Origin of the sequence: Methanofollis tationis (genome assembly GCF_013377755.1) — an archaeon.
GTDB classification, from domain to species: Archaea; Halobacteriota; Methanomicrobia; order Methanomicrobiales; family Methanofollaceae; genus Methanofollis; species Methanofollis tationis.
Map to the genome: position 1 here is coordinate 2,108,621 of NZ_JABXWR010000001.1, position 17,888 is coordinate 2,126,508.

Annotated in this window: 20 protein-coding genes; 4 read left to right on the forward strand and 16 right to left on the reverse strand. The window is 61.5% G+C overall.

All coding sequences use genetic code 11. The features are described from left to right. Window positions 1-11: 11 nt before the first annotated feature. Entirely contained in the window at window positions 12-278 is a 267-nt protein-coding gene (locus HWN36_RS10975) for a hypothetical protein (RefSeq protein WP_176789422.1), read from the reverse strand. Window positions 279-393: 115 nt separating this feature from the next. On the opposite strand from HWN36_RS10975, the gene HWN36_RS10980 reads away from it, so the two are divergent. Next, window positions 394-900, forward strand: a complete 507-nt coding sequence (locus HWN36_RS10980) for a hypothetical protein (protein ID WP_176789423.1) — start codon at window positions 394-396, stop codon at window positions 898-900. An 89-nt stretch (window positions 901-989) separates the two neighbouring features. Here HWN36_RS10980 and HWN36_RS10985 read toward each other — a convergent pair whose 3' ends face one another. From HWN36_RS10985 to HWN36_RS11000, 5 genes are all read right to left on the reverse strand, one after another. Further along, on the reverse strand, window positions 990-1,790 hold the full coding sequence (locus tag HWN36_RS10985) for a lipase family alpha/beta hydrolase (RefSeq protein ID WP_246269908.1): 801 nt from the start codon (window positions 1,788-1,790) through the stop codon (window positions 990-992). A 153-nt stretch (window positions 1,791-1,943) separates the two neighbouring features. Next, on the reverse strand, window positions 1,944-2,372 hold the full coding sequence (locus tag HWN36_RS10990; RefSeq protein ID WP_176789425.1) for a hypothetical protein: 429 nt from the start codon (window positions 2,370-2,372) through the stop codon (window positions 1,944-1,946). 5 nt (window positions 2,373-2,377) lie between these two features. Then, window positions 2,378-2,500 carry a hypothetical protein gene (locus HWN36_RS12185; protein ID WP_281361660.1) on the reverse strand — a complete coding sequence of 41 codons (123 nt, stop codon included), beginning with the start codon at window positions 2,498-2,500 and terminating at the stop codon, window positions 2,378-2,380. A 178-nt stretch (window positions 2,501-2,678) separates the two neighbouring features. Then, the gene (locus HWN36_RS10995; RefSeq protein ID WP_176789426.1) at window positions 2,679-3,752 is read right to left on the reverse strand and encodes a GHMP family kinase ATP-binding protein; all 1,074 of its coding nucleotides are present in this window, start codon (window positions 3,750-3,752) and stop codon (window positions 2,679-2,681) included. A 9-nt stretch (window positions 3,753-3,761) separates the two neighbouring features. Next, on the reverse strand, window positions 3,762-4,313 hold the full coding sequence (locus tag HWN36_RS11000) for a ferredoxin domain-containing protein (protein WP_176789427.1): 552 nt from the start codon (window positions 4,311-4,313) through the stop codon (window positions 3,762-3,764). Window positions 4,314-4,406: 93 nt separating this feature from the next. Between HWN36_RS11000 and HWN36_RS11005 the strand changes: the two genes are divergently transcribed. Then, the gene (locus tag HWN36_RS11005; protein WP_176789428.1) at window positions 4,407-5,444 is read left to right on the forward strand and encodes a radical SAM protein; all 1,038 of its coding nucleotides are present in this window, start codon (window positions 4,407-4,409) and stop codon (window positions 5,442-5,444) included. Window positions 5,445-5,572: 128 nt separating this feature from the next. On the opposite strand, the gene HWN36_RS11010 is transcribed toward HWN36_RS11005, so the two are convergent. The 9 genes from HWN36_RS11010 to HWN36_RS11050 form a co-directional block, all read right to left on the reverse strand. Continuing rightward, window positions 5,573-6,274: a glycosyltransferase gene (locus HWN36_RS11010; protein ID WP_176789429.1), complete on the reverse strand. Its 702-nt coding sequence runs from the start codon at window positions 6,272-6,274 to the stop codon at window positions 5,573-5,575. After that, the gene (locus HWN36_RS11015) at window positions 6,271-7,245 is read right to left on the reverse strand and encodes a glycosyltransferase family 4 protein (RefSeq protein WP_176789430.1); all 975 of its coding nucleotides are present in this window, start codon (window positions 7,243-7,245) and stop codon (window positions 6,271-6,273) included. Before HWN36_RS11015 ends, HWN36_RS11010 begins: the two co-directional genes overlap by 4 nt. Next, complete coding sequence (locus HWN36_RS11020; protein ID WP_176789431.1) at window positions 7,242-8,558, reverse strand: FAD-dependent oxidoreductase; 1,317 nt, start codon at window positions 8,556-8,558, stop codon at window positions 7,242-7,244. Before HWN36_RS11020 ends, HWN36_RS11015 begins: the two co-directional genes overlap by 4 nt. A 98-nt stretch (window positions 8,559-8,656) precedes the next feature. After that, a complete protein-coding gene (locus tag HWN36_RS11025) occupies window positions 8,657-9,061 on the reverse strand; it encodes a 4Fe-4S dicluster domain-containing protein (RefSeq protein ID WP_176789432.1) in 405 nt (134 codons plus the stop codon). A 7-nt stretch (window positions 9,062-9,068) separates the two neighbouring features. After that, on the reverse strand, window positions 9,069-10,148 hold the full coding sequence (locus HWN36_RS11030) for a hydrogenase large subunit (protein ID WP_176789433.1): 1,080 nt from the start codon (window positions 10,146-10,148) through the stop codon (window positions 9,069-9,071). Beyond that, a complete protein-coding gene (locus HWN36_RS11035; RefSeq protein ID WP_176789434.1) occupies window positions 10,133-10,510 on the reverse strand; it encodes an NADH-quinone oxidoreductase subunit C in 378 nt (125 codons plus the stop codon). The genes HWN36_RS11030 and HWN36_RS11035 overlap by 16 nt, the downstream gene beginning before the upstream one ends. Beyond that, window positions 10,507-10,950 carry an NADH-quinone oxidoreductase subunit B family protein gene (locus tag HWN36_RS11040; RefSeq protein WP_176789435.1) on the reverse strand — a complete coding sequence of 148 codons (444 nt, stop codon included), beginning with the start codon at window positions 10,948-10,950 and terminating at the stop codon, window positions 10,507-10,509. Before HWN36_RS11040 ends, HWN36_RS11035 begins: the two co-directional genes overlap by 4 nt. 4 nt (window positions 10,951-10,954) lie before the next feature. Beyond that, window positions 10,955-11,800 (reverse strand): respiratory chain complex I subunit 1 family protein, encoded by an 846-nt coding sequence (locus tag HWN36_RS11045; RefSeq protein WP_176789621.1) that lies wholly within the window; start codon window positions 11,798-11,800, stop codon window positions 10,955-10,957. A gap of 11 nt (window positions 11,801-11,811) precedes the next feature. Further along, complete coding sequence (locus HWN36_RS11050) at window positions 11,812-13,716, reverse strand: proton-conducting transporter transmembrane domain-containing protein (protein ID WP_176789436.1); 1,905 nt, start codon at window positions 13,714-13,716, stop codon at window positions 11,812-11,814. A gap of 200 nt (window positions 13,717-13,916) precedes the next feature. Between HWN36_RS11050 and HWN36_RS11055 the strand changes: the two genes are divergently transcribed. Together HWN36_RS11055 and hisH are read left to right on the forward strand one after the other, a co-directional pair. Then, window positions 13,917-15,326 (forward strand): phosphoadenosine phosphosulfate reductase domain-containing protein, encoded by a 1,410-nt coding sequence (locus HWN36_RS11055; protein WP_176789437.1) that lies wholly within the window; start codon window positions 13,917-13,919, stop codon window positions 15,324-15,326. Then, window positions 15,304-15,906 (forward strand): imidazole glycerol phosphate synthase subunit HisH, encoded by a 603-nt coding sequence (hisH, locus tag HWN36_RS11060; protein ID WP_176789438.1) that lies wholly within the window; start codon window positions 15,304-15,306, stop codon window positions 15,904-15,906. Before HWN36_RS11055 ends, hisH begins: the two co-directional genes overlap by 23 nt. 50 nt (window positions 15,907-15,956) lie before the next feature. On the opposite strand, the gene HWN36_RS11065 is transcribed toward hisH, so the two are convergent. Continuing rightward, window positions 15,957-17,762, reverse strand: coding sequence for a hypothetical protein (locus HWN36_RS11065; RefSeq protein ID WP_218133228.1), 1,806 nt, complete (start codon window positions 17,760-17,762; stop codon window positions 15,957-15,959). Between the last annotated feature and the right edge of the window lie 126 nt (window positions 17,763-17,888).

Genomic DNA, 17,888 nt, shown 5'->3' on the forward strand with positions numbered 1-17,888 from the left:
GTGTCTCCTCTTCATGCCTGAGCGACCCTCACCACTTTATCGACGATGACGGTGACGAAAAACACCAGCCCGACAGCGACCCAGTATTTAAGATACATGATATGGGAGGGTTTGGCGAAGGACGTGTCGAGTACCTCTATGAGTACGAACAGCCCCAGGGAAACGAGCAGGAGGAAGATGGTGAGATCGATGCTTCTTATGAAGATCAGAAAAAAAATGATCATAAAAAGCCACCCCATCAGCCCTGCGGCGGCGAAGTGTTTCTTCGGATAGCCCATCATCACCACCGATGACAATTCTAATATAAATATATTTTCTATATTTCTGGTGGACAGGCATCCTGTTCAGTATGTTTATATGAGGAAAGCCAGATGTATATCTGGAGTTGAGAGTATGGACATATGGGTTCGCATCGGGGTTGTGCTGCTCCTCGTCGCCGGCCTTGCTCTGCCTGCAGGAGCGTTCACCGCAGACAGGCTGGATATGGTGATCGATGAGAACGGAGCGGCGATCGTCACCTTCGACTACACCCTCTCGTGGATTGAACGGATTGCAGTCTTTTTCAAGATCGCCGATCCCTCTGACGAGTTTAAAAAAGCACTTGAGACCTTTTCAGGCCAGAGTGTCGAGTCGGTGGCCCTGGACGATCACGCGGCCTCCTTCAGGGTCGAACATTTCGCGAAGATATCGCGGTCCGGGAACGAGACGACTTATACGACACCTGCCATCGACCTGCGTGATGCAGAGCAGGCATTGAACAGTTACTGGTTTGCTCCCCTTGTCCAGGCCGATTTCTCCCCGGCGGTAACCACCGTTACCTTCCCTGACGGTTCGGTCGAGACGCTTGAGAATGTCGCCGAGATCCCGAAGGTGTCGCGGACCCTCGCCGCCACCCCCTGATCTTTTTTCCGGGCTTTTGCCCTTTTACGGCGTTAACCCCGGCACCTTCGCGTTTTTTGCGGCTTCGCGTGAGCCTCTCCCGAAAAATTTCAGGGAGAGCCCAGAAGGTGCGCCATCACCCGGTCCACCACCTCGGCGTTCCGCGGCAGCCTGATATGGCCATAGTGATCGGGGTTGCACCTCAGCGCCGCCGGTTCGGCCGGCAGGATCTCGATGCCCGCGCCGGGCAGGTACGAATCGGTATGCGGCACGATCCCGTCTCCTGCATAGGTCATCTGCCATCCTCCATCTACTGAGCGCTCCCAGGTTTTTCCGTCAAAACAGGGGAAGAGATCAGGGGTGGCGGTGAGGTTGGCGCTCAGGATGAACCGGTACGCCACGTCCTGGCGGACGCCCGCAGACCGCAGGGCGGCCATCGTCCGGCTTCCCGGCCTGACCTCCTGGGCGATGACGTCGTCTGCCGGATCGTATCGCCGCGGCACAAAGACGCCGGCGAGCTGATCGAGGATCTGCGGCCCATAGACCGGATCGTTGAAGAGTTCGGCCAGAGCTGAACCGTTGTTCGGCGGCCCGATCCCGATCAGGTGCCTGACCTGCTCCTCCCGCTTCCGGCCGTCGAGGACTTCGAGGAGGTACCGGGCGATACACGTCCCTACGGAGTGGCATACGACGTCGATCGGTCCGGAATATGCGTTTTCATCCCGCATCGTTCGGATGAACTCCTGCAGGGCCAGAGCGATCGCTGCCGGTGGGGTATCACCCATGGAGGTATGGTCGAAGTTCCAGCACGGTATGGATGCACGCTCAAGCTGCGGGGTGAGGAGGTTCCAGATGCCCGGATGACTCTTCCATCCGTGCACCAGGACGACCGGCGTCTGCTCGGTTCTCATGATCTCGTCTGACCGCATCATATGGGTGGTTATATATTATGGTCTTTGGGCAGCCATTAACCATTCGGCCCGGACTGCAGGGCGAGGAGTTTTTGCCCAAAACCGCCGATCGCCTTTCTATCCGGCGAGTATGCAGGATGAAGGAAAAAAGGGTCAGGGCGCCGTGCTCTCCCGGATGATCTCGTTAAGTTCGGTGATCAGCGGCTCCAGTGCCGCCGGGACCGCTCCGTCCTCCGCCTGCACGCCCTTTCCCCCTGCCGTCACTTCATAGGAGATGAGGTCATAGCCCTGCTGCTGCGGCAGATACGATTCTTCAAGGGACCTGAAGGCTTCAGACGCAACGATGGCGCGGACCCTGGCGAGGGCCTGCGGATCCGGAGAGAAGGTCGTGAAGGTTCCGTCCCTGGAAACGGTCGCCGTCCCGTTCTCGTAGATCACCAGGCGTTCGTCGAAACCGGCGATCCCGCCGGTGCGGTGATACTCGACGACCGTCACGCCGTCGCCTCCCCCGGAGACGCATCCCGCCGCAAGGAGCGGTGCGGCGAGGCAGAGAAGGAGTATGGCTCTGTGGATGCACTTCATCGCGGTCACCGCCCTGGCTTCACGAACGTCCGTTCCTGTTCTTCCCGGGTGTTCCTCGCGATAGAACCGGCCCGCTCGAAGGTCCCTCTCGTATCCAGCACCCGCGCCGCAGATCTCACCCTGACCATGCAGGAGAGAGGCGATGGCGGTATATAGTCCTGCGCATCCCCCCCATGCAGCGGCGGTCTCTATAATTCCTGCGTACGGGGCGTTTCCCATCGCCGCTGCCGCCGGTTCGGAAACATTGCCCCGGCCGTCAGCAGGTGGGTGTTCGACCTGGAAAACGTGTGACGGTGACGTGAGATCTCACGGGCCCGTGATCCTGATCCCCTCGTTGTCGACGGCGGTGGCGAGGGCGATCGAAAGCCCGAGACGTTTTGCAATCGCTCTGACCTCTTCCTCGGTTTTCTCCGTGATCACTGCAATCGACGGCCCGACCGAACTCATGCCCACGAATTCGATCCCGGCGTCCCGCAGGCCGCTCATCATGGTATAGATCGCAAAGCTGTGGTGCTCGATCTCGGCCCGTTTCGAGCCCCTAAACTCGATCTCCCACATCACTTCTCCGGCTCGTTTGAGGTTGCCCGCCTCTATCGCCGGGATCAGGTCCATCAGGACCATGTAGGCCTTGAGCGGGCGGTCGCGGTAGTCGAGGTCGCGCGCCCGGTTCATCAGGACGTTAAACTCCGACGTCCCTGACGAGGAGATCTCGCTTGCCGGGATGATGATAAAGACGTTCTTGTCCCCGGCAAAGGGGTGACGGTAGGCGAGGCTGAGGTCGTCGCCCAGCACGACAAACCCGCCGTAGGTGCTGGCGGCCGGGCCGACGCCGGTCTCGAACCCGAAGGCGACCCGGTCGTCGGCCGTCTCCTCCACGAAATTTCTGCCGACGAGGATGCGGAGTTCCTCGGCGGTGAGGGGGGATCCGAGGGCGGCGTTCATCGCGTGGCAGACCGAGAGGAGGATCGTCCCGGTCGAACCGAGGCCGACGTGCTTGTACTGGTGGTCCCGGGCGACGATGTGGAACCCGCCCCCGTATCCCACCGTCGCCCTGAACGCCTCGACGATATGCCTGACGATCGGCACGCGGTCATAATCGATTGCGACGCTTCCGTCGGTGCATTCTGCGCTCGCCGTGCAGTAGACCTTCACGGCAAACCCGAACCCGCCGCCGCCGGGCTGACCTGGAGCGAACCTGTTCATGTCCAGGACGGTGGCGTGGATCCTGGCCGGGGCCTGCACGGTGAAGACGCCGGCCTGCGGCCTCGGGATCACTTCCCTCCCGATATCCAGGGGACGGATCCCCTCGCCTGCGGCGAAGGGTTCGAACTCGTACTCGACGAGGTCGAGGTCCCCGCCCCTGATCATCATCGTTGGCATGGTCTGTTCCTATGTGCGGTCAAAGAAGATATTTTTCCCGGACGCTTTGAGTGGAATCGCATAGACCACGCTGCAATCCTCCATCATGCCGAGGGAGAGGGCGCCGACCCCGCCTGAGTAGAGGATCCGGTTGTCGACGTTGTGGATGGCGGCGGTCCGCGCCGCCGAACCGACGGCGATGCCGAGATCTGCCATCCTGATCACGCAGTTGGGGCCTTTGAAGGGGGCGGCGCCGCCTTCGGGTGCGCCAGCCACCGCAGCCGTCATCCCGGCGCAGGTCTGATACCCGCATCCGCCGCAGTTGATCCCGGCCACCTCCCGGCCCCGGCACCCGATCAGGACGCAGGCATCTGATTGCTCGACGCCTTTCGCGTCCCTTGAGAAAAAGCCGAGTGTGTGCGCTTCCCCGTAGGTGCGCATCGCATCGGCGAGCCGTGCCAGGTCGGAGCCGCTGACCACCTCCACGCGGATGGTGTCGACGCCCTTCCCCTTCGGCGCCGTCCGTGCGGAGAGGGCCATTAAGGAGGCGACGGTCTGTACTGCATCGTATTCCGCAGTCATGGGTGTACGTACCGCCCCCGGCCACATATATCCTCTCACTTTCACGCTGCACGGCGCCCTCTTATCTCCCTTCTCTGGCCACAGAGGATCGATATGTCCCTGGGAGAAACCCTTGCGGTGCTCACCGAAGCGGCCGGCTTCGACATGAGCCCGCGCTCTGAACGCCCGGTTCGCGCCCGGTGCGGCCGCCTGCTCAAGGTCCTCCTCTGCGGGAAGTGCTCGTTCGACTGCGCCTACTGCGCGGTCAGGACAAAACGGGAGGCATACGCCCTTGCCCCGGCCGACCTCGCCCGGGCCTTTCTGACGATGCACCGCGAGGGCCGGGCCGACGGGTTATTCCTCTCCTCAGGTATCCCCCGTGACGTGGACGAAACGATGGCCGGGATCCTGGAGACCGGCGAGATCCTGAGAACGAGCGGGTTTACCGGCTACCTCCACTTAAAGGTCCTCCCCGGCGCCGCGCGGGCCGACATCGCCGAGGCGGCACGGCTGGCCGACCGGATCTCGATCAACCTGGAGGCGCCCTCGGCCTCGCGGCTCTCCGAGGTCGCCGGCGTCAAGGACTACCGGCAGGACATCGAAAAACGGCAGGCATGGATCGCCGATGCGATGCCGGGACGGCATACCACCCAGGTCGTTGTCGGGGCGGCCGGGGAAAGCGACGCCGAGATCCTCACGTGCATGGAGCGGCAGTACCGCCGCCTCGGCACGGCCAGGGTGTATTACTCGGCGTTCACCCCCCTCACCGGCACGCCTCTGCAGGGCCGCCCGCCCGCCCCGCTCTGGCGCCAGAACCGGCTCTACCAGGTCGACGCCCTGGTGCGAGCGTACGGCTGGCGCGCCGACGGCGTGGCCGACGTGCTGGACGGCGACGGTTTTCTTACGGACGCCGACCCGAAGATTCTCCTTGCACGGGAGATGCCGCCGGTCGACGTCAACGCCGCCCCGTACGCCGACCTCCTCCGGGTGCCCGGGATCGGGCCGGAGGGCGCCAGGCGGATCCTGGATGCCCGCCGGAGAAGGCCGCTCCACTCGGGCGCCGACCTGCGGCGGTGCGGTGTTGCACACAGGGCGGCCGGGTATCTGGTGTTCGAGGAGAGGGATGTGCAGACGACACTGTTTGCGTTTTGAATGGGGTGTGCGGGGATAGGGGTGGGTTTTGGGATGTGCACCTTCGCGTGAGGGAAGGCGATCCCTCCGGGATATCTGGAGAAAACCTCTCACCCAAAAAAGGTGAAGGGGTGCGGGCGTGGCACCCTTCACTTGTATTCGCGCTTTGAATACGAGTACTTCTCAGACTCGCCGCCCTTCACCACGATATACACCCACTCCCAGAGGGACTTGAGCGTGCCGAACTGCTCGTAGCGGCGCATGGAAAACCCGACCTTCAGGGCAGGAACGAGCACGACCTTTCCGGCCTTCCGCGCCCGCCGTGCGATCTCCAGGTCGTCGCCGGCGTCGATGGTGTGGTACATCCCGATCGCCATGAAGGCGTCCCGCCGAAAGGCGGTGTTGCAGCCGAGGGTATAGTAGATCGTGTTCGTCAGGTAGCCGATGCGCGAGAAGAAGTTTGCAAGCCAGAGGGAGACCTTATTCTTGATCCCCTTCTCCTTCGGGAAGACGAGGCCGTAGACCTGGACGGCGTCGGGGTGGTCGGCAAAGGTCTGCTCGATCCGCTCCAGCCAGTCAGGCGGGAGGTAACAGTCGGCATCGGTGGTGGCGATGATCTCACCCTTCGCCGCGACGGCACCGTCGTTTCTCGCCCCGCCGACCTTTTTGCTCGTCTGGACAAAGACCTGATCGGCATAGTTCGCGGCGATCTCGCGTGTCCGGTCCTTCGAGTTCCCGTCCACGACGATGATCTCGTAGGCGCCCCTGGGGATGGTCTGGTTGCAGAGGGATTCGAGGCAGGAGGCGATGCTCTCCTCCTCGTTGTAGGTCGGCACAATCACCGAGATCACGGTATCAACTCCTTATAGAGATTCACATGGAGGTCGGCCACCCTCCCGATGTCGAAACGATCGGTGAAGGGGCGCGATACGGCGGCGTGCCGCCTGATGACGGTTTCGTCCTCGACGACCGCCCCGGCCTCCTCAAGGTCGTCGAAGAAGAGGGCGGCGCCCTCGAAGTTCTCGACGAACTCCGGTATCCTGCGGGCGAGGACGGGGACGCCGGTCGCCATCGATTCAAGGATGACCATCGGCAGGCCCTCGGCAAACGACGGCATGAAGAAAAGGTCGGCGCTGCAGTAGGCCGCCGTGATGTCCCTGACAAATCCGGTGAAGATGACGTTCCTGCCGCACCCCTTCTTCTCCTCTTCGATCCGTCTGTAGTCCTTGGAGAAGGAGCCGTACGGGAACCCTCCCACCCAGACGAATGTGATGTCCGGGTGCTCCTTTGAAAGGGCGATGAAATCATAGATCCCTTTCCGCGGCGTCTGCTGCGCCACCGTGAGCACCACCATCTCCTCGTCGCCGATGCCGTGTTCCCTGCGGAATGCGGCGCGTTTTTCCGGGTCAGGCCTGAAGCGGTCCCGGTTTACGCCGTTTGGAATGAGGGTCACCGGCACATCGGGCGCCATCTCGCGCACCTCCTGGTCGTTCGGGTCGGAGATCGTGATGATGTGGTCAAAGCCCCGGTAGATCCCTGGATAGAGGCGGTTCACCGTATCAGAGAAGGCGAGGTTGCCGTTGTTGAGGCGGGGGGTGGAGTGGGCGGTGAGCACCTTGACGCCGCGGCTGTACTTCTTGTTCGCCAGGGCCAGGGGTCCGAAGGTGTGGTAGTGGACCACATCGTAATCGTAGCCGTGAGCGTTCCAGGCGAGGTCCAGGTCCGCGTTCTCGGCGAGTTTTCCGGCGAGCATCCGGGCCAGGGTGGCGCACCCGATATACTTGAAAAAAAGCATATCCTCGACGAAAAAGTTCACCTTCATCTTCTCTCTCCGAGATAGTCGAGGACGTGGCGGATGCACCCGTCCATGTTCAGGTACTCGAACTCGGCGAAACGGCCCAGGAGGTCGATCCCGGTCCCCTCGACAAACTCTCTGATGACCCTGATGTTCTCCAGGTAGGCAAGGTCGTAGATGACGTAGGCGTATCGCTGCCGCTCGACTGCGGCGTAGACGACATCGTCGGGGGAGGCGATCACCTCCATCTTCATGAGCCCTTCGACCGTGTGTTCGACGAGGGCGTCGTCGCTCATCTGTGCCGCCTCGTCGCCCTCCCGGTAGGTGATCTCGGCGAGGACCGAGGAGCACCCGGCAGGGGCGTTGCCGTCGCTGTAGCCCGAGGGAAACGAGATGCGGTTGAAGAGCCCGATCTCCTCCTGTGGGACGTACACCCAGGAATACGGCTTTGTCGCTCCCCTGATCCCGATGCAGACACAGGCGACCGCGTTGTATTTCAGCGCCGCACACGCCGCGGCCACCTCCGCCGGCACCTCTTCGAGGCAGGGGAGAAGGGCCTGCAGGGGAATGGTGGCGACGCACCGGTCGGCGACGATCTCTTCGTTCCCGTCGCCGATCACCCACTTGCCGTCCTCCCGCCGCCGCACCGAGCGGACGACGAAGCCGGTCCTGATCGCATCCTCGACCGGGGCGGCGATCGCCTGCACGAGCGCCTCGATCCCGCCGCTCTGCGGGTACGAGAAGACCGACTGGTGGGTGTAGCCCTCGGTTTCGATCCCGATCGCCGACCTGATCACGTCCTCGACCGGCGGCATCGGGACCCGCCCTTCCATCCAGTGCGCCGACATCTCTTCAGGCGGGAACTTCCAGATCTTCCGGTTGTACGGGATCATATAGCACCCGGCAATCCCCGCTCCAAAGGTGGCGACGATCCAGTCCCTGAAGTTTTCCGGCGGTGCAACAGCCCCTTTCTCGACCGCGATCAGGTTTTTGACGAACTCGTTGATGCAGAAGAAGAGATCCTCTTTTGGCAGGTCGGAAAGACCGTTTTCAAACGGGTATTTGACATAGCGCCCCTTGTAGAAGATCTTGGTCAGACGGTCCCGCTCGGTGCGGTTCTCGCCGAGCACCTCCTTCATGAAGGAGAGCACGGCGGCGTCGCGGGAGAAGATGATGTGCGAACCGCCGGTGTCGAAGGTGAACCCCTCACTTCGTTTCGAGCGGCAGAGCCCGCCGTACTCGGGTTCCGCCTCCAGGACGACCACGTTCTCCCCCCGCTCGTGCAAGCCCCGGGCAAGCGTCACCCCGGTCAGCCCGCCGCCCAGTATCGCCGTTTTCACGGCATATAGGTGTGCGGTGAGTTCATATATGGTTGATCATCCAGGGCCGCGGGCACCGGCTGACCGGAAAAACAGTGAAAAATAGGTGAAGGGACCGCTCACGAAGACCCGGCCGATTCCTTCGGACCGGCTTCGGGCTTCGCGGGCCGCTCGGGCTTCACGTAGGTGATCTTCACCAGCACCCGCCCCTCGTGGACCGTGACCGCAGAGGAGTACTGCGTCTCCATCGTGAGGCAGTGCACCGGGCAGACCTCCACGCAGCAGTTGCAGACGTGGCAGCGGAGCAGATCGATCTCCCAGGTCTTCTCCTCGCGCGAGACGCAGATTGCGTCCGACGGGCACTTGCGCATGCACATCCCGCAGGAGATGCACTGCGACGGATCGATCGTCACGTGGCCCCGCGAGATCGGGGTGATCTTCGCGGGCTGTGCCGGGTAGCGGATGGTGGACGGTCCGTGGATGACCGATTTCAGCACCGTTTTTGCCATCTCAAAGTATGCCATTCTCAGATCACCTCTCGCAGCAGCCGATGCACGGGTCGATCGAGAGCACGATGATCGGGACGTCGGCGAGTTCGCAGCCCGCGAGCATCTTCACCATCGGCGGGATGTTCGTGATCGTCGGGGTGCGCACCCGGTGTCGGACGAGGTTGCGCGTGCCGTTCCCCTTCACATAGTGGACCACCTCGCCGCGGGGCTGCTCGGCCCTGGCGAAGTACTCGCCGTCGGGCTTTCCGGTCACCTTCACCTCGATCGGGCCGTCCGGGATCTTCTGGATCGCCTCTTTGATGATATCGATCGAGGCGTGCATCTCCTTCGCCCGCACAGCGCAGCGTGCATAGCAGTCGCAGCCGTCTTCGACCACCGGCGTGAAATGGAGGCGGTCATAGGCGGCGTAGCCGAGCATCCGGGCGTCTGAAGCGACCCCGCTCGCCCTGAGCACCGGGCCGACCGCCCCATCGGCATAGGCGTCCTCTTTTGAGAGGATGCCGACGTTCTTCAGCCTGGACTTCACCGAGGAATCGTTCAAAAAGACGTTCGTCATATCGGCGAGCTCTTTCCTGAACCCGTTCAGGCCGTTTGACATCTCGTCGAGTTTCTCGGCGTCGATGTCCCGGCGGACGCCGCCCACCTTGCAGCTTCCCTGGATCACCCGGCCGCCGGTGGTCGCCTCGAGGTCGTCCAGGATATACTCGCGCAGCCGCCAGGCGTCCATGAAGAGGTTCTCGAACCCCATGCCGTCGGCGAAAAGCCCGAGCCAGAGGAGGTGGGAATGGATCCTGGAGTACTCAGACCAGATCGTCCGGAGGTAGAGGGCGCGTTCGGGCACCTCCACGTTCATCACCGTCTCGACGCCCTGGCAGTAGGTGGCGCCGTGGATGAAACTGCAGATCCCGCAGATCCGTTCGGCGATATAGACGTATTCGGGAAACTCTCTCTTCTCGACCAGGGTTTCAAGACCGCGGTGGATATACCCGATGGAGGGCAGGGCCTCCTTTACCTTCTCGTCCTCGATGACGAGGTCGAGATGGATCGGTTCAGGAAGGACCGGGTGCTGTGGGCCAAAGGGCATGACTATTTCTTTTGACATGTGACCTCCCCCCTGAAGGTGACGTTGCTGAACGGGTACTTTTTCGCCGTCTTCAGCAGGTTCCCCTTGTAATCGACGTTTATCCCGGTGACTTCGACCCCGAAAAAGTCGTGCATCTCGTTCTCGTAGATGAACGCCCCCCAGTAGATCCCTGAGATGCTCGGGAGCGTCGTCCCGACCGGGACGGTGATGCGCAGGCTCTCGAAACGGTTGTCTTTGTCGAAACAGTAGGTTATCTCGAAGGTATCTTCGATTTTTGTGCAGCTGACCTGGACCAGGCGGAAACCCCCCTCGCGGTATGTCCTGACCCGTGCAAGCAGGTCGCCCTGGTCGATCGTCGTTATCGGTTCGTCTTCTATCATGCCGATCCCTCCTGTCCCTTCATTTTCGCTCGTTTTTCCTCAAGAATCCCGAGTGCCTTCACGATCCCGTCGATGATCGACTCGGGGCGCGCGGCGCAGCCCGGCACATAGACGTCCACCGGGATCACCTCGTCGACGCCCCCGGCGATGTTGTAGCACTCCCTGAAGACGCCGCCCGTGGCAGCGCAGATGCCCACGGCGACGACGACTTTCGGGTCGGGCATCTGCTCGTAGATGTTTTTCACCACCTCACGGTTCATCTCGTTGACCCCGCCGGTGATCACGAAGACATCGGCGTGTTTCGGGTTGCCGGTGTTGATGATCCCGAATCGCTCCACGTCGTACAGCGGGGTGAGACAGGCAAGCACCTCGATATCACAGCCATTGCAACTTGAGGCGTCATAATGGAGAAGCCATGGTGATTTTTTCAGATATGCCATTGTTTCACACCCCCAGATAGAAGTAATAAAGGACGACGAGGTTAAGGAACCCGAGTATTGCGGCAGAACCCCATCCGCTCTTCATGGTCATCTGCCACTTCATTCTCGAGAAGGTGTTGTCGATGAAGATCTCCAGAATGTAGGCGACAACGATGACGGCGAGCCCCAGCAGTGGGTTGAACCCGAAGAAGAGGTACACAATCCCGAGGAGCACCACCGTCTCGTACCAGTGGGCGATCTCGATCTTCGCCAGGGTCGCCCCGGAAAACTCCGTGGTCAATCCCTTCACCAGTTCCTGGTGGGCGTGGTGCGAGGTCGAGATGTCGAAGGGCGATTTTCTCAGTTTGATCGTCAGCACCGTCAGGAAGCCCAGGAAGACGCCTGGCAGGTAGAGGATCACCGGCACCTGCGATGTGGCGATCGTCTCCACATAGAAGCTTCCGGTCACCAGATAGAGCCCGATTGCGGTGAGGATGATCATCGGCTCATAGGCCATCAGGGTGATCAGCTCCCGTTCGGCCCCGACATAGCTGTACGGCGAGTAGGCGGCGTATGCCCCGAGCACGATGAAGATGTGGGCCAGGGTAAAGGCGAAGATCAAGAGCAGCAGGTCCTCTCCGGCAAAGAAGAGGGCGCCTGTCACGGCCATGAAGACCAGGTACGAGAGGATGTAGAAGTTCTGCGAGGGGGTGACGGTGACGTCCTCCTTCTCGAAGAGCTTTGCCACGTCGTAGAAGGGCTGGAGGATCGGCGGACCGACCCTCCCCTGCATCCGTGCGGTGAGCTTCCGGTCGATCCCGGCGATCAGCCCGCCCAGGACCGGGGCGAGGATCAGGTAGACGATTGCCATGACGACCGAGGTCACAGGATCGCCCCCGCCAGGATCGCCCCTGCAAGCAGGATCAGCAGGATGCAGAGCGGGTTTGCCACGCGCAGGAGTCTGCCCTCGCCGAAGTACTCGGTGAAGTAGTAGTTCCGCGTTGTCATCGTCCGCTCAATGCCGGCAGAACCGGCAAACTTCAGGTCGGTCGTCACCGGCCGTCCACACATGTATGCGGGCATCTTTTTTCCTCCCTTTGCGTAGAACGGGAGGGAGAAAGGCAGTATCAGCAGGAGCGAGATCATCAGGACCATGATGATGATGTTGTCCTGCGCAAGCCGCGCCGTCTCGCCGAAGGTGCCGAGAAGATAGGGCTCGATGAGCCCTGATGAGATGAGCGGGAAGAAGAGTGCGGCGAGCACGGTCAGCGCCGTGAGGGTGGTGAGCACGACCCACTTCTGACGCGAGATCGTTCCCTCGATCTTCTCGCCGTACGGGGTGACCGAGATGATCTTGCCCATCCACTTCGACCAGAAGAAGACCGTCAAGGCACCGCCGAAGGCGAGGATGGTGACGAAGATCAGGCCGAAGGGTGCATCGATGAAGCCCTCAATCGCCGCCCACTTCGATATGAGCATGCCGAACGGGGCGAGGAACATGCCGGCGATGCCGACGAACATCATGGCGGCAAGCCGCGGCATGCGGACGATGAGTCCGTCCATGTCCTCGATGTCCCGGCTCCCGGTGCGGTGCTCCACCGTCCCGACGCAGAGGAAGAGGAGGGATTTTGCAATGGCGTGGAAGATGATCAGGAGGATCGCGGCCCAGACGAGTTTGTAGGTGCCGACGCCCGCGCAGGCGACGATCAGCCCGAGGTTTGCAATCGTCGAGTATGCCAGCACTTTCTTTGCATTGCTCTGGGAGATTGCGATCCCGGACGCCACGAGGAACGTGACGGCGCCGACCATTGCGATCGAGATCCCGGCGAGACTGCCGGCAAGTACGGGAGCGAACCGGACGATGATGTACACACCGGCCTTGACCATCGTGCTCGAGTGCAGGAGGGCCGAGACCGGCGTCGGGGCGACCATCGCCCCGACAAGCCATCCGGAAAAGGGCATCTGTGCGGCTTTCGTCAGCCCCGCAAAGCTGATCAGCACGGCAGGGACGATTGCCATTGCCTGGCCCGAGGCAATGAGGGCGTCGAGTTCGAGCAGACCGCCGGCGGGATCGGCCGAGGCGAGGTAGAGAATGGCTCCGGCGAAGGCGATCCCTCCGAGCAGGTTCATCTTCAGGGCAAGGAAGGCGTTGTTCGTCGCCTCCTCACTCTCGGCGTAGCCGATGAGAAGGAACGACGCCAGCGTCGTGATCTCCCAGAAGAAAAAGACCCACAACAGGTTGTTCGAGAAGACGAGGCCGAACATCGCCGCAAGGAAGATGAACGTCACGAAGAAGAAGAACCGCCGCCGGTCCCGAACCTCGGGGTGGTGGCCGTGGTAGGTCTGCATGTAGCTGACGGCGTAGACGGCGATGAGGCTGCCGATGATCCCGATGATCATCGCCATGATGATGGAGAACTGGTCGAAAAAGAGGTTTTTGACCGGGTCCATCCCATGGCTCATCGCAAACTCGTAGTAAACTATCAGTGCCGACTGCGCAAGCACCAGGAGAACGGCGATATATTGTTTGAACCTGATCCCGAGCCAGAGAAGCAGGAGTGCGATCCCCATCTCGATGGCGAACATCATCTGACTCGCGGGCTCGAAGGGAACGGTGTAATAGACCGTGCCCCGCGCATATGAGGTTGCGAGAAGATAGATGGACGCCGCAGAGATGACAAGTGCGGCGAGTGCAACGATTGCATATCTAATCCGGTTATTAGACAACAATAACAGGATGAATGCGATTATCGTTGGAAACGCTATCAGGAATATTAGTTCATTCACCCAAATCCCTCATGATAATCCATGATAATTATTGGTTTATTAACCATGCGAAAGCGGCGCCCATCATGACCGCCCGCGGGGCGGATTTTGCATCGCTCGCCCTAAGGCCGATCCTGCCGGCGTCGTACCCCCCCCTTTTCACACCTGCCGTCTGTACATACCCCGATCTTTTTGACCTGCTCCGTCAAACAGTACTGCCAATGCGTCCGTCATATCTGGGAAAAATACATCTGAACTGGTGCGATACCTGCCACACTCCCGTTCTCGGCACAACATGCGCCTGCGGATCAGATACACGTCCGGTCGCCGTCACCCCGCCGGGCGACGCACGCCCAGCGTTCAGGGCGGACATCGATCTCGTCAACGAGATCTTCACCGACCACTTCGGCGCCCCCCTCATCCCAAAAGGGCATCTCGCCGTCCTGAACAAGGTGCCCGAGATCGACAGGATGGAGGAGATCGTTCTTGGCGGCGCCATTGTTGCGGCGATCCGGTATCTCCCGGAAAAAGGCGAATGGGAGCCTCTCCCGCGGCCGGCCGCCGCCCGCTATCTTGTCCCGACAAAGCGGTATGTCGTCGCCGACGACGGCGCCGTGCCCTCAATCCGGGAGGGTTCAAGCCTCCTCGCCCCCGGCCTCGTCGAGATCGAGGACGCCGTCCGGCCTGGCGACGAGGTGTTCATCCTCTCGAAGAGCGGAGAGTGCATCGGCGTCGGCAGGGCGAAAGTGGACGCTGCAGAGGCGAGGACGATGACGCGGGGGGCCATCGTCAGGACGCGTAAAGCCGCACCGGCCGATGCAGTCCCGGGAACTGCATCATGGGACGACGCTGTCGCCGCCAACAGACAGATCCTGGACACGTATGAAGGCGCATCGCTCGATTTCATCAGGAACGTCCGGGCGAGCCACACCCATCTCCCGGTGAACGTCTCGTACTCCGGGGGCAAGGACAGTCTGGCGACGCTCCTTCTGGTGCTCAGGGAGATGGGGCCGGTCCCGATCCTCTACGCCGATACCGGCCTTGAGTTCCCGGAGACCGATGCGAATGTGAGGGACGTGGCGGCGCGCTACGGCCTCGAGGTGGTGCGGGCCGAGACCGGCGACACGTTCTGGGAGCACTTCAGAAAAGAAGGCCCTCCGGCGGTGGACGCGCGCTGGTGCTGCAGCGTCGCAAAGCTCCTGCCGGTCAGTAAGATCATTGCCGAGCGGTGGGGCGAATCGCTCTCCTTCATCGGCCAGCGGAAGTACGAGTCGCTCTCCAGAAAAAACAGCCCGAGAATATGGCGGAACCGGGTCGTCGGCAACCAGATCTCGGCCGCCCCGATCCAGCACTGGACGGCCCTGCACGTCTGGCTCTACATCTTCAGGGAGGGAGCCCCCTATAACTGTCTCTACACCGAAGGGCTCGATCGGATCGGATGCTTTATGTGTCCGTCCAGCGACCGCGCGGTGCTGAAACGGATCCGGGCGGCATATCCTGACCTCTGGAAGGATTGGGAGGCGAGGCTGCGCTCATGGCAGGGGGAGCACGGCCTTCCCGAAGAATGGATCAGTGACGACGGCTGGAGAAGAAGAGGATCGGGATCAGATGAAGACGATAGTTATAATTGATTACGGGCTTGGAAACCTCCGCAGCGTGCTGCGCGGCCTGGAGAAGGCCGGCGCCCGTGCGGTGGTCTCGGCCGACACCTCCGCGATCGCCGCAGCAGACGCCCTGGTCCTTCCGGGCGTGGGGGCCTTTCGCGACGGCATGGGGATGCTCGGCCCCCTTGAGGGCACGGTGCGGGCGGCGGCGCGGGAGGTTCCGGTGCTCGGGATCTGTCTCGGGATGCAGATGCTCATGGAGAGTTCTGACGAGGGCGGGCTCCAGGCCGGCCTCGGGCTGATCCCGGGCGATGTCCGTCGGTTCCCGCGGGTGCCCGGAATGAAAGTCCCGCACATGGGCTGGAACACCCTCGAGGTCCGGGAGGGCGAACCGCTCTTCGAGGGGATTGCGGACGGCTCGTACGTCTATTTCGTCCACTCCTACTATGCCTCGGCGGCGCCGGCGCATACGATGACCACGACAGAATACATCTGCCCCTTTGCCTCGTCGGTGCGGAACGGGTCGGTCTATGGGGTGCAGTTCCACCCGGAAAAGAGCGGGGCGGTGGGGCTGCGCCTGCTGAAAAATTATATCGACCTGATCTGAACCTCATCTTTTCTGGCGCTATGGCATGGGCGGCCTGTCCCCCATGGTCCTCACAACATCTGGTACAGCGTGACCACGTCGTTGTAGCCGATCATCCCGCTGCCGTCATAGTCGAAGGCCGCAAGGGGCTGGTGTTCCCTGATGAATGGCATGTTTTCGTAGTAGACGATGACGTCATTGAATTCGATCAGGCCGTTTCCGTCGACGTCCTCGTACAGCCCGTCGCCGTCCGGGTCGGTGGGCGGATCTCCCTGCCCTGGAAAGGCCAGCGGGCCGGAAACCGGGCCGTTGCTCTCCAGTTTCACCACCCAGATGTCATGGCCGCCGTGGTTGCCGCTCACGTCGCCGTCGTTTGATGCGGTGCTCCCGGCGATGATATACCCGCCGTCCGCCGTCTGCTCTGCGCTGCCGGCACGCTCATCCGCCGATCCCCCGAGGCACCGCTGCCATTCGATCCCGCCACCGGCGTCCATCTTTACCATCCAGATGTCATAGCCGCCGTGGTTGCCGCTTGCGTCGCCGTCGTTTGATGCGGTGCTCCCGGCAAGGATATACCCGCCTTCGTCGGTCAGCTCCACGCTGGAACACCTGTCATCGCCAGAACCCCCGAGGCATCTCAGCCAATCTACCGCGCCGGTGGCACTGAGTTTGACCGCCATCCCGTCCGGCAGAGAGTCGAGTTCAGGATCTCCATGATATCCTTCCAGGTCTTCAGATGTGGTGGACCCTGCAAGGATGTATCCGCCATCGCCGGTCTGCCTGATGCTGTAGGCATAATCCCTGCGGATCCCCCCGATATCGCGTTGCCACCGGGCGGCACCGGCGGCAGTGAGGTTCAGCACGTATCCGTCGAACATACCGTGTGTCCCGAGTGCCGTCCACCCGCATATGACATACTCCCCGTCTTTTGTCTGCTGTACGCATGTGTTGAACATGAAGGCGCCGAAGAGATTCTGCCACTCTATCCCCCCTTCAGGGCCAATCTTCAGCACCCAGCAGGTATCAGACGACAATCCGGTCAGATCCCCATCTGATGACGCTGCGTATCCTGCAATAATATATCCGCCCTCAGCCGTCTGCTGTACATATTCGGCTCTGTCGTCGCCGGTCCCGCCGAGGCACCGCTGCCATTCTATCGCACCTGTGGTGTTGAGTTTTATCACCCATCCGTCACGTTCGGTGATACCGCCCGGGCTGGTGCCGCCGTGATGCCCGATCACATCGCCGTCAGTGGACCTGGTGGTCGCCGCAATGATGTAACCCGTATCGTCGGTCTGCTGGATGCTGGAGGCGGTGTCCTGATCGCTTCCGCCGAGGCATCTCTCCCACTCTATCGCTCCGGTGGCATCCAGTTTCACCACCCACACATCGGTGCCGCCGTGATGCCCGATCACATCGCCGTCGGTGGACCCGGTCTCCCCGACGAGGATGTAACCGCCGTCGGTCGTCTGCCTGATGGATTTTGCCCGGTCATCGTCCGAACCCCCGAGACACCTCTGCCAGGCGATCGAAACGGGTCTTTTCTGATCCGTTCCCTCAAAGACGGCGTCTGATACTGCAGGGCGATCCCGGGAGATCGGTTCACCTGCGGCCCCGGGATGTACGGGGTTGATCATATGCTGTCTGTTGCCCGGGAGATCAGGCGTTTTGAGGAGGGGCTCATCATGAAGAGAAACCTCCCGGTCGCCTGCGATGGTTCCGGCCTGAACGGTCAGGGTCAGAAACACTCCGGCACATAGCACTGCACATGCCAGAATGATCCCCCGACGCCTGAAGGTCAGGCTTTTTTTGCCGCCGGTTCTGTTATGGCCATGATCTGACGGCTGATCTCTGGTCCATCTGCTCTTTTCCATCATGTGCATCCCCCCCATACGCTGCGATCTGGTTTTGCCCCGGCGTTTCACTCCTGCAATCTTATTATGGCGCGCAGATTATTTTTGGTTTTGTATGGTTCACCCTGTCGCGGTTTTGTGGGGTCTGCA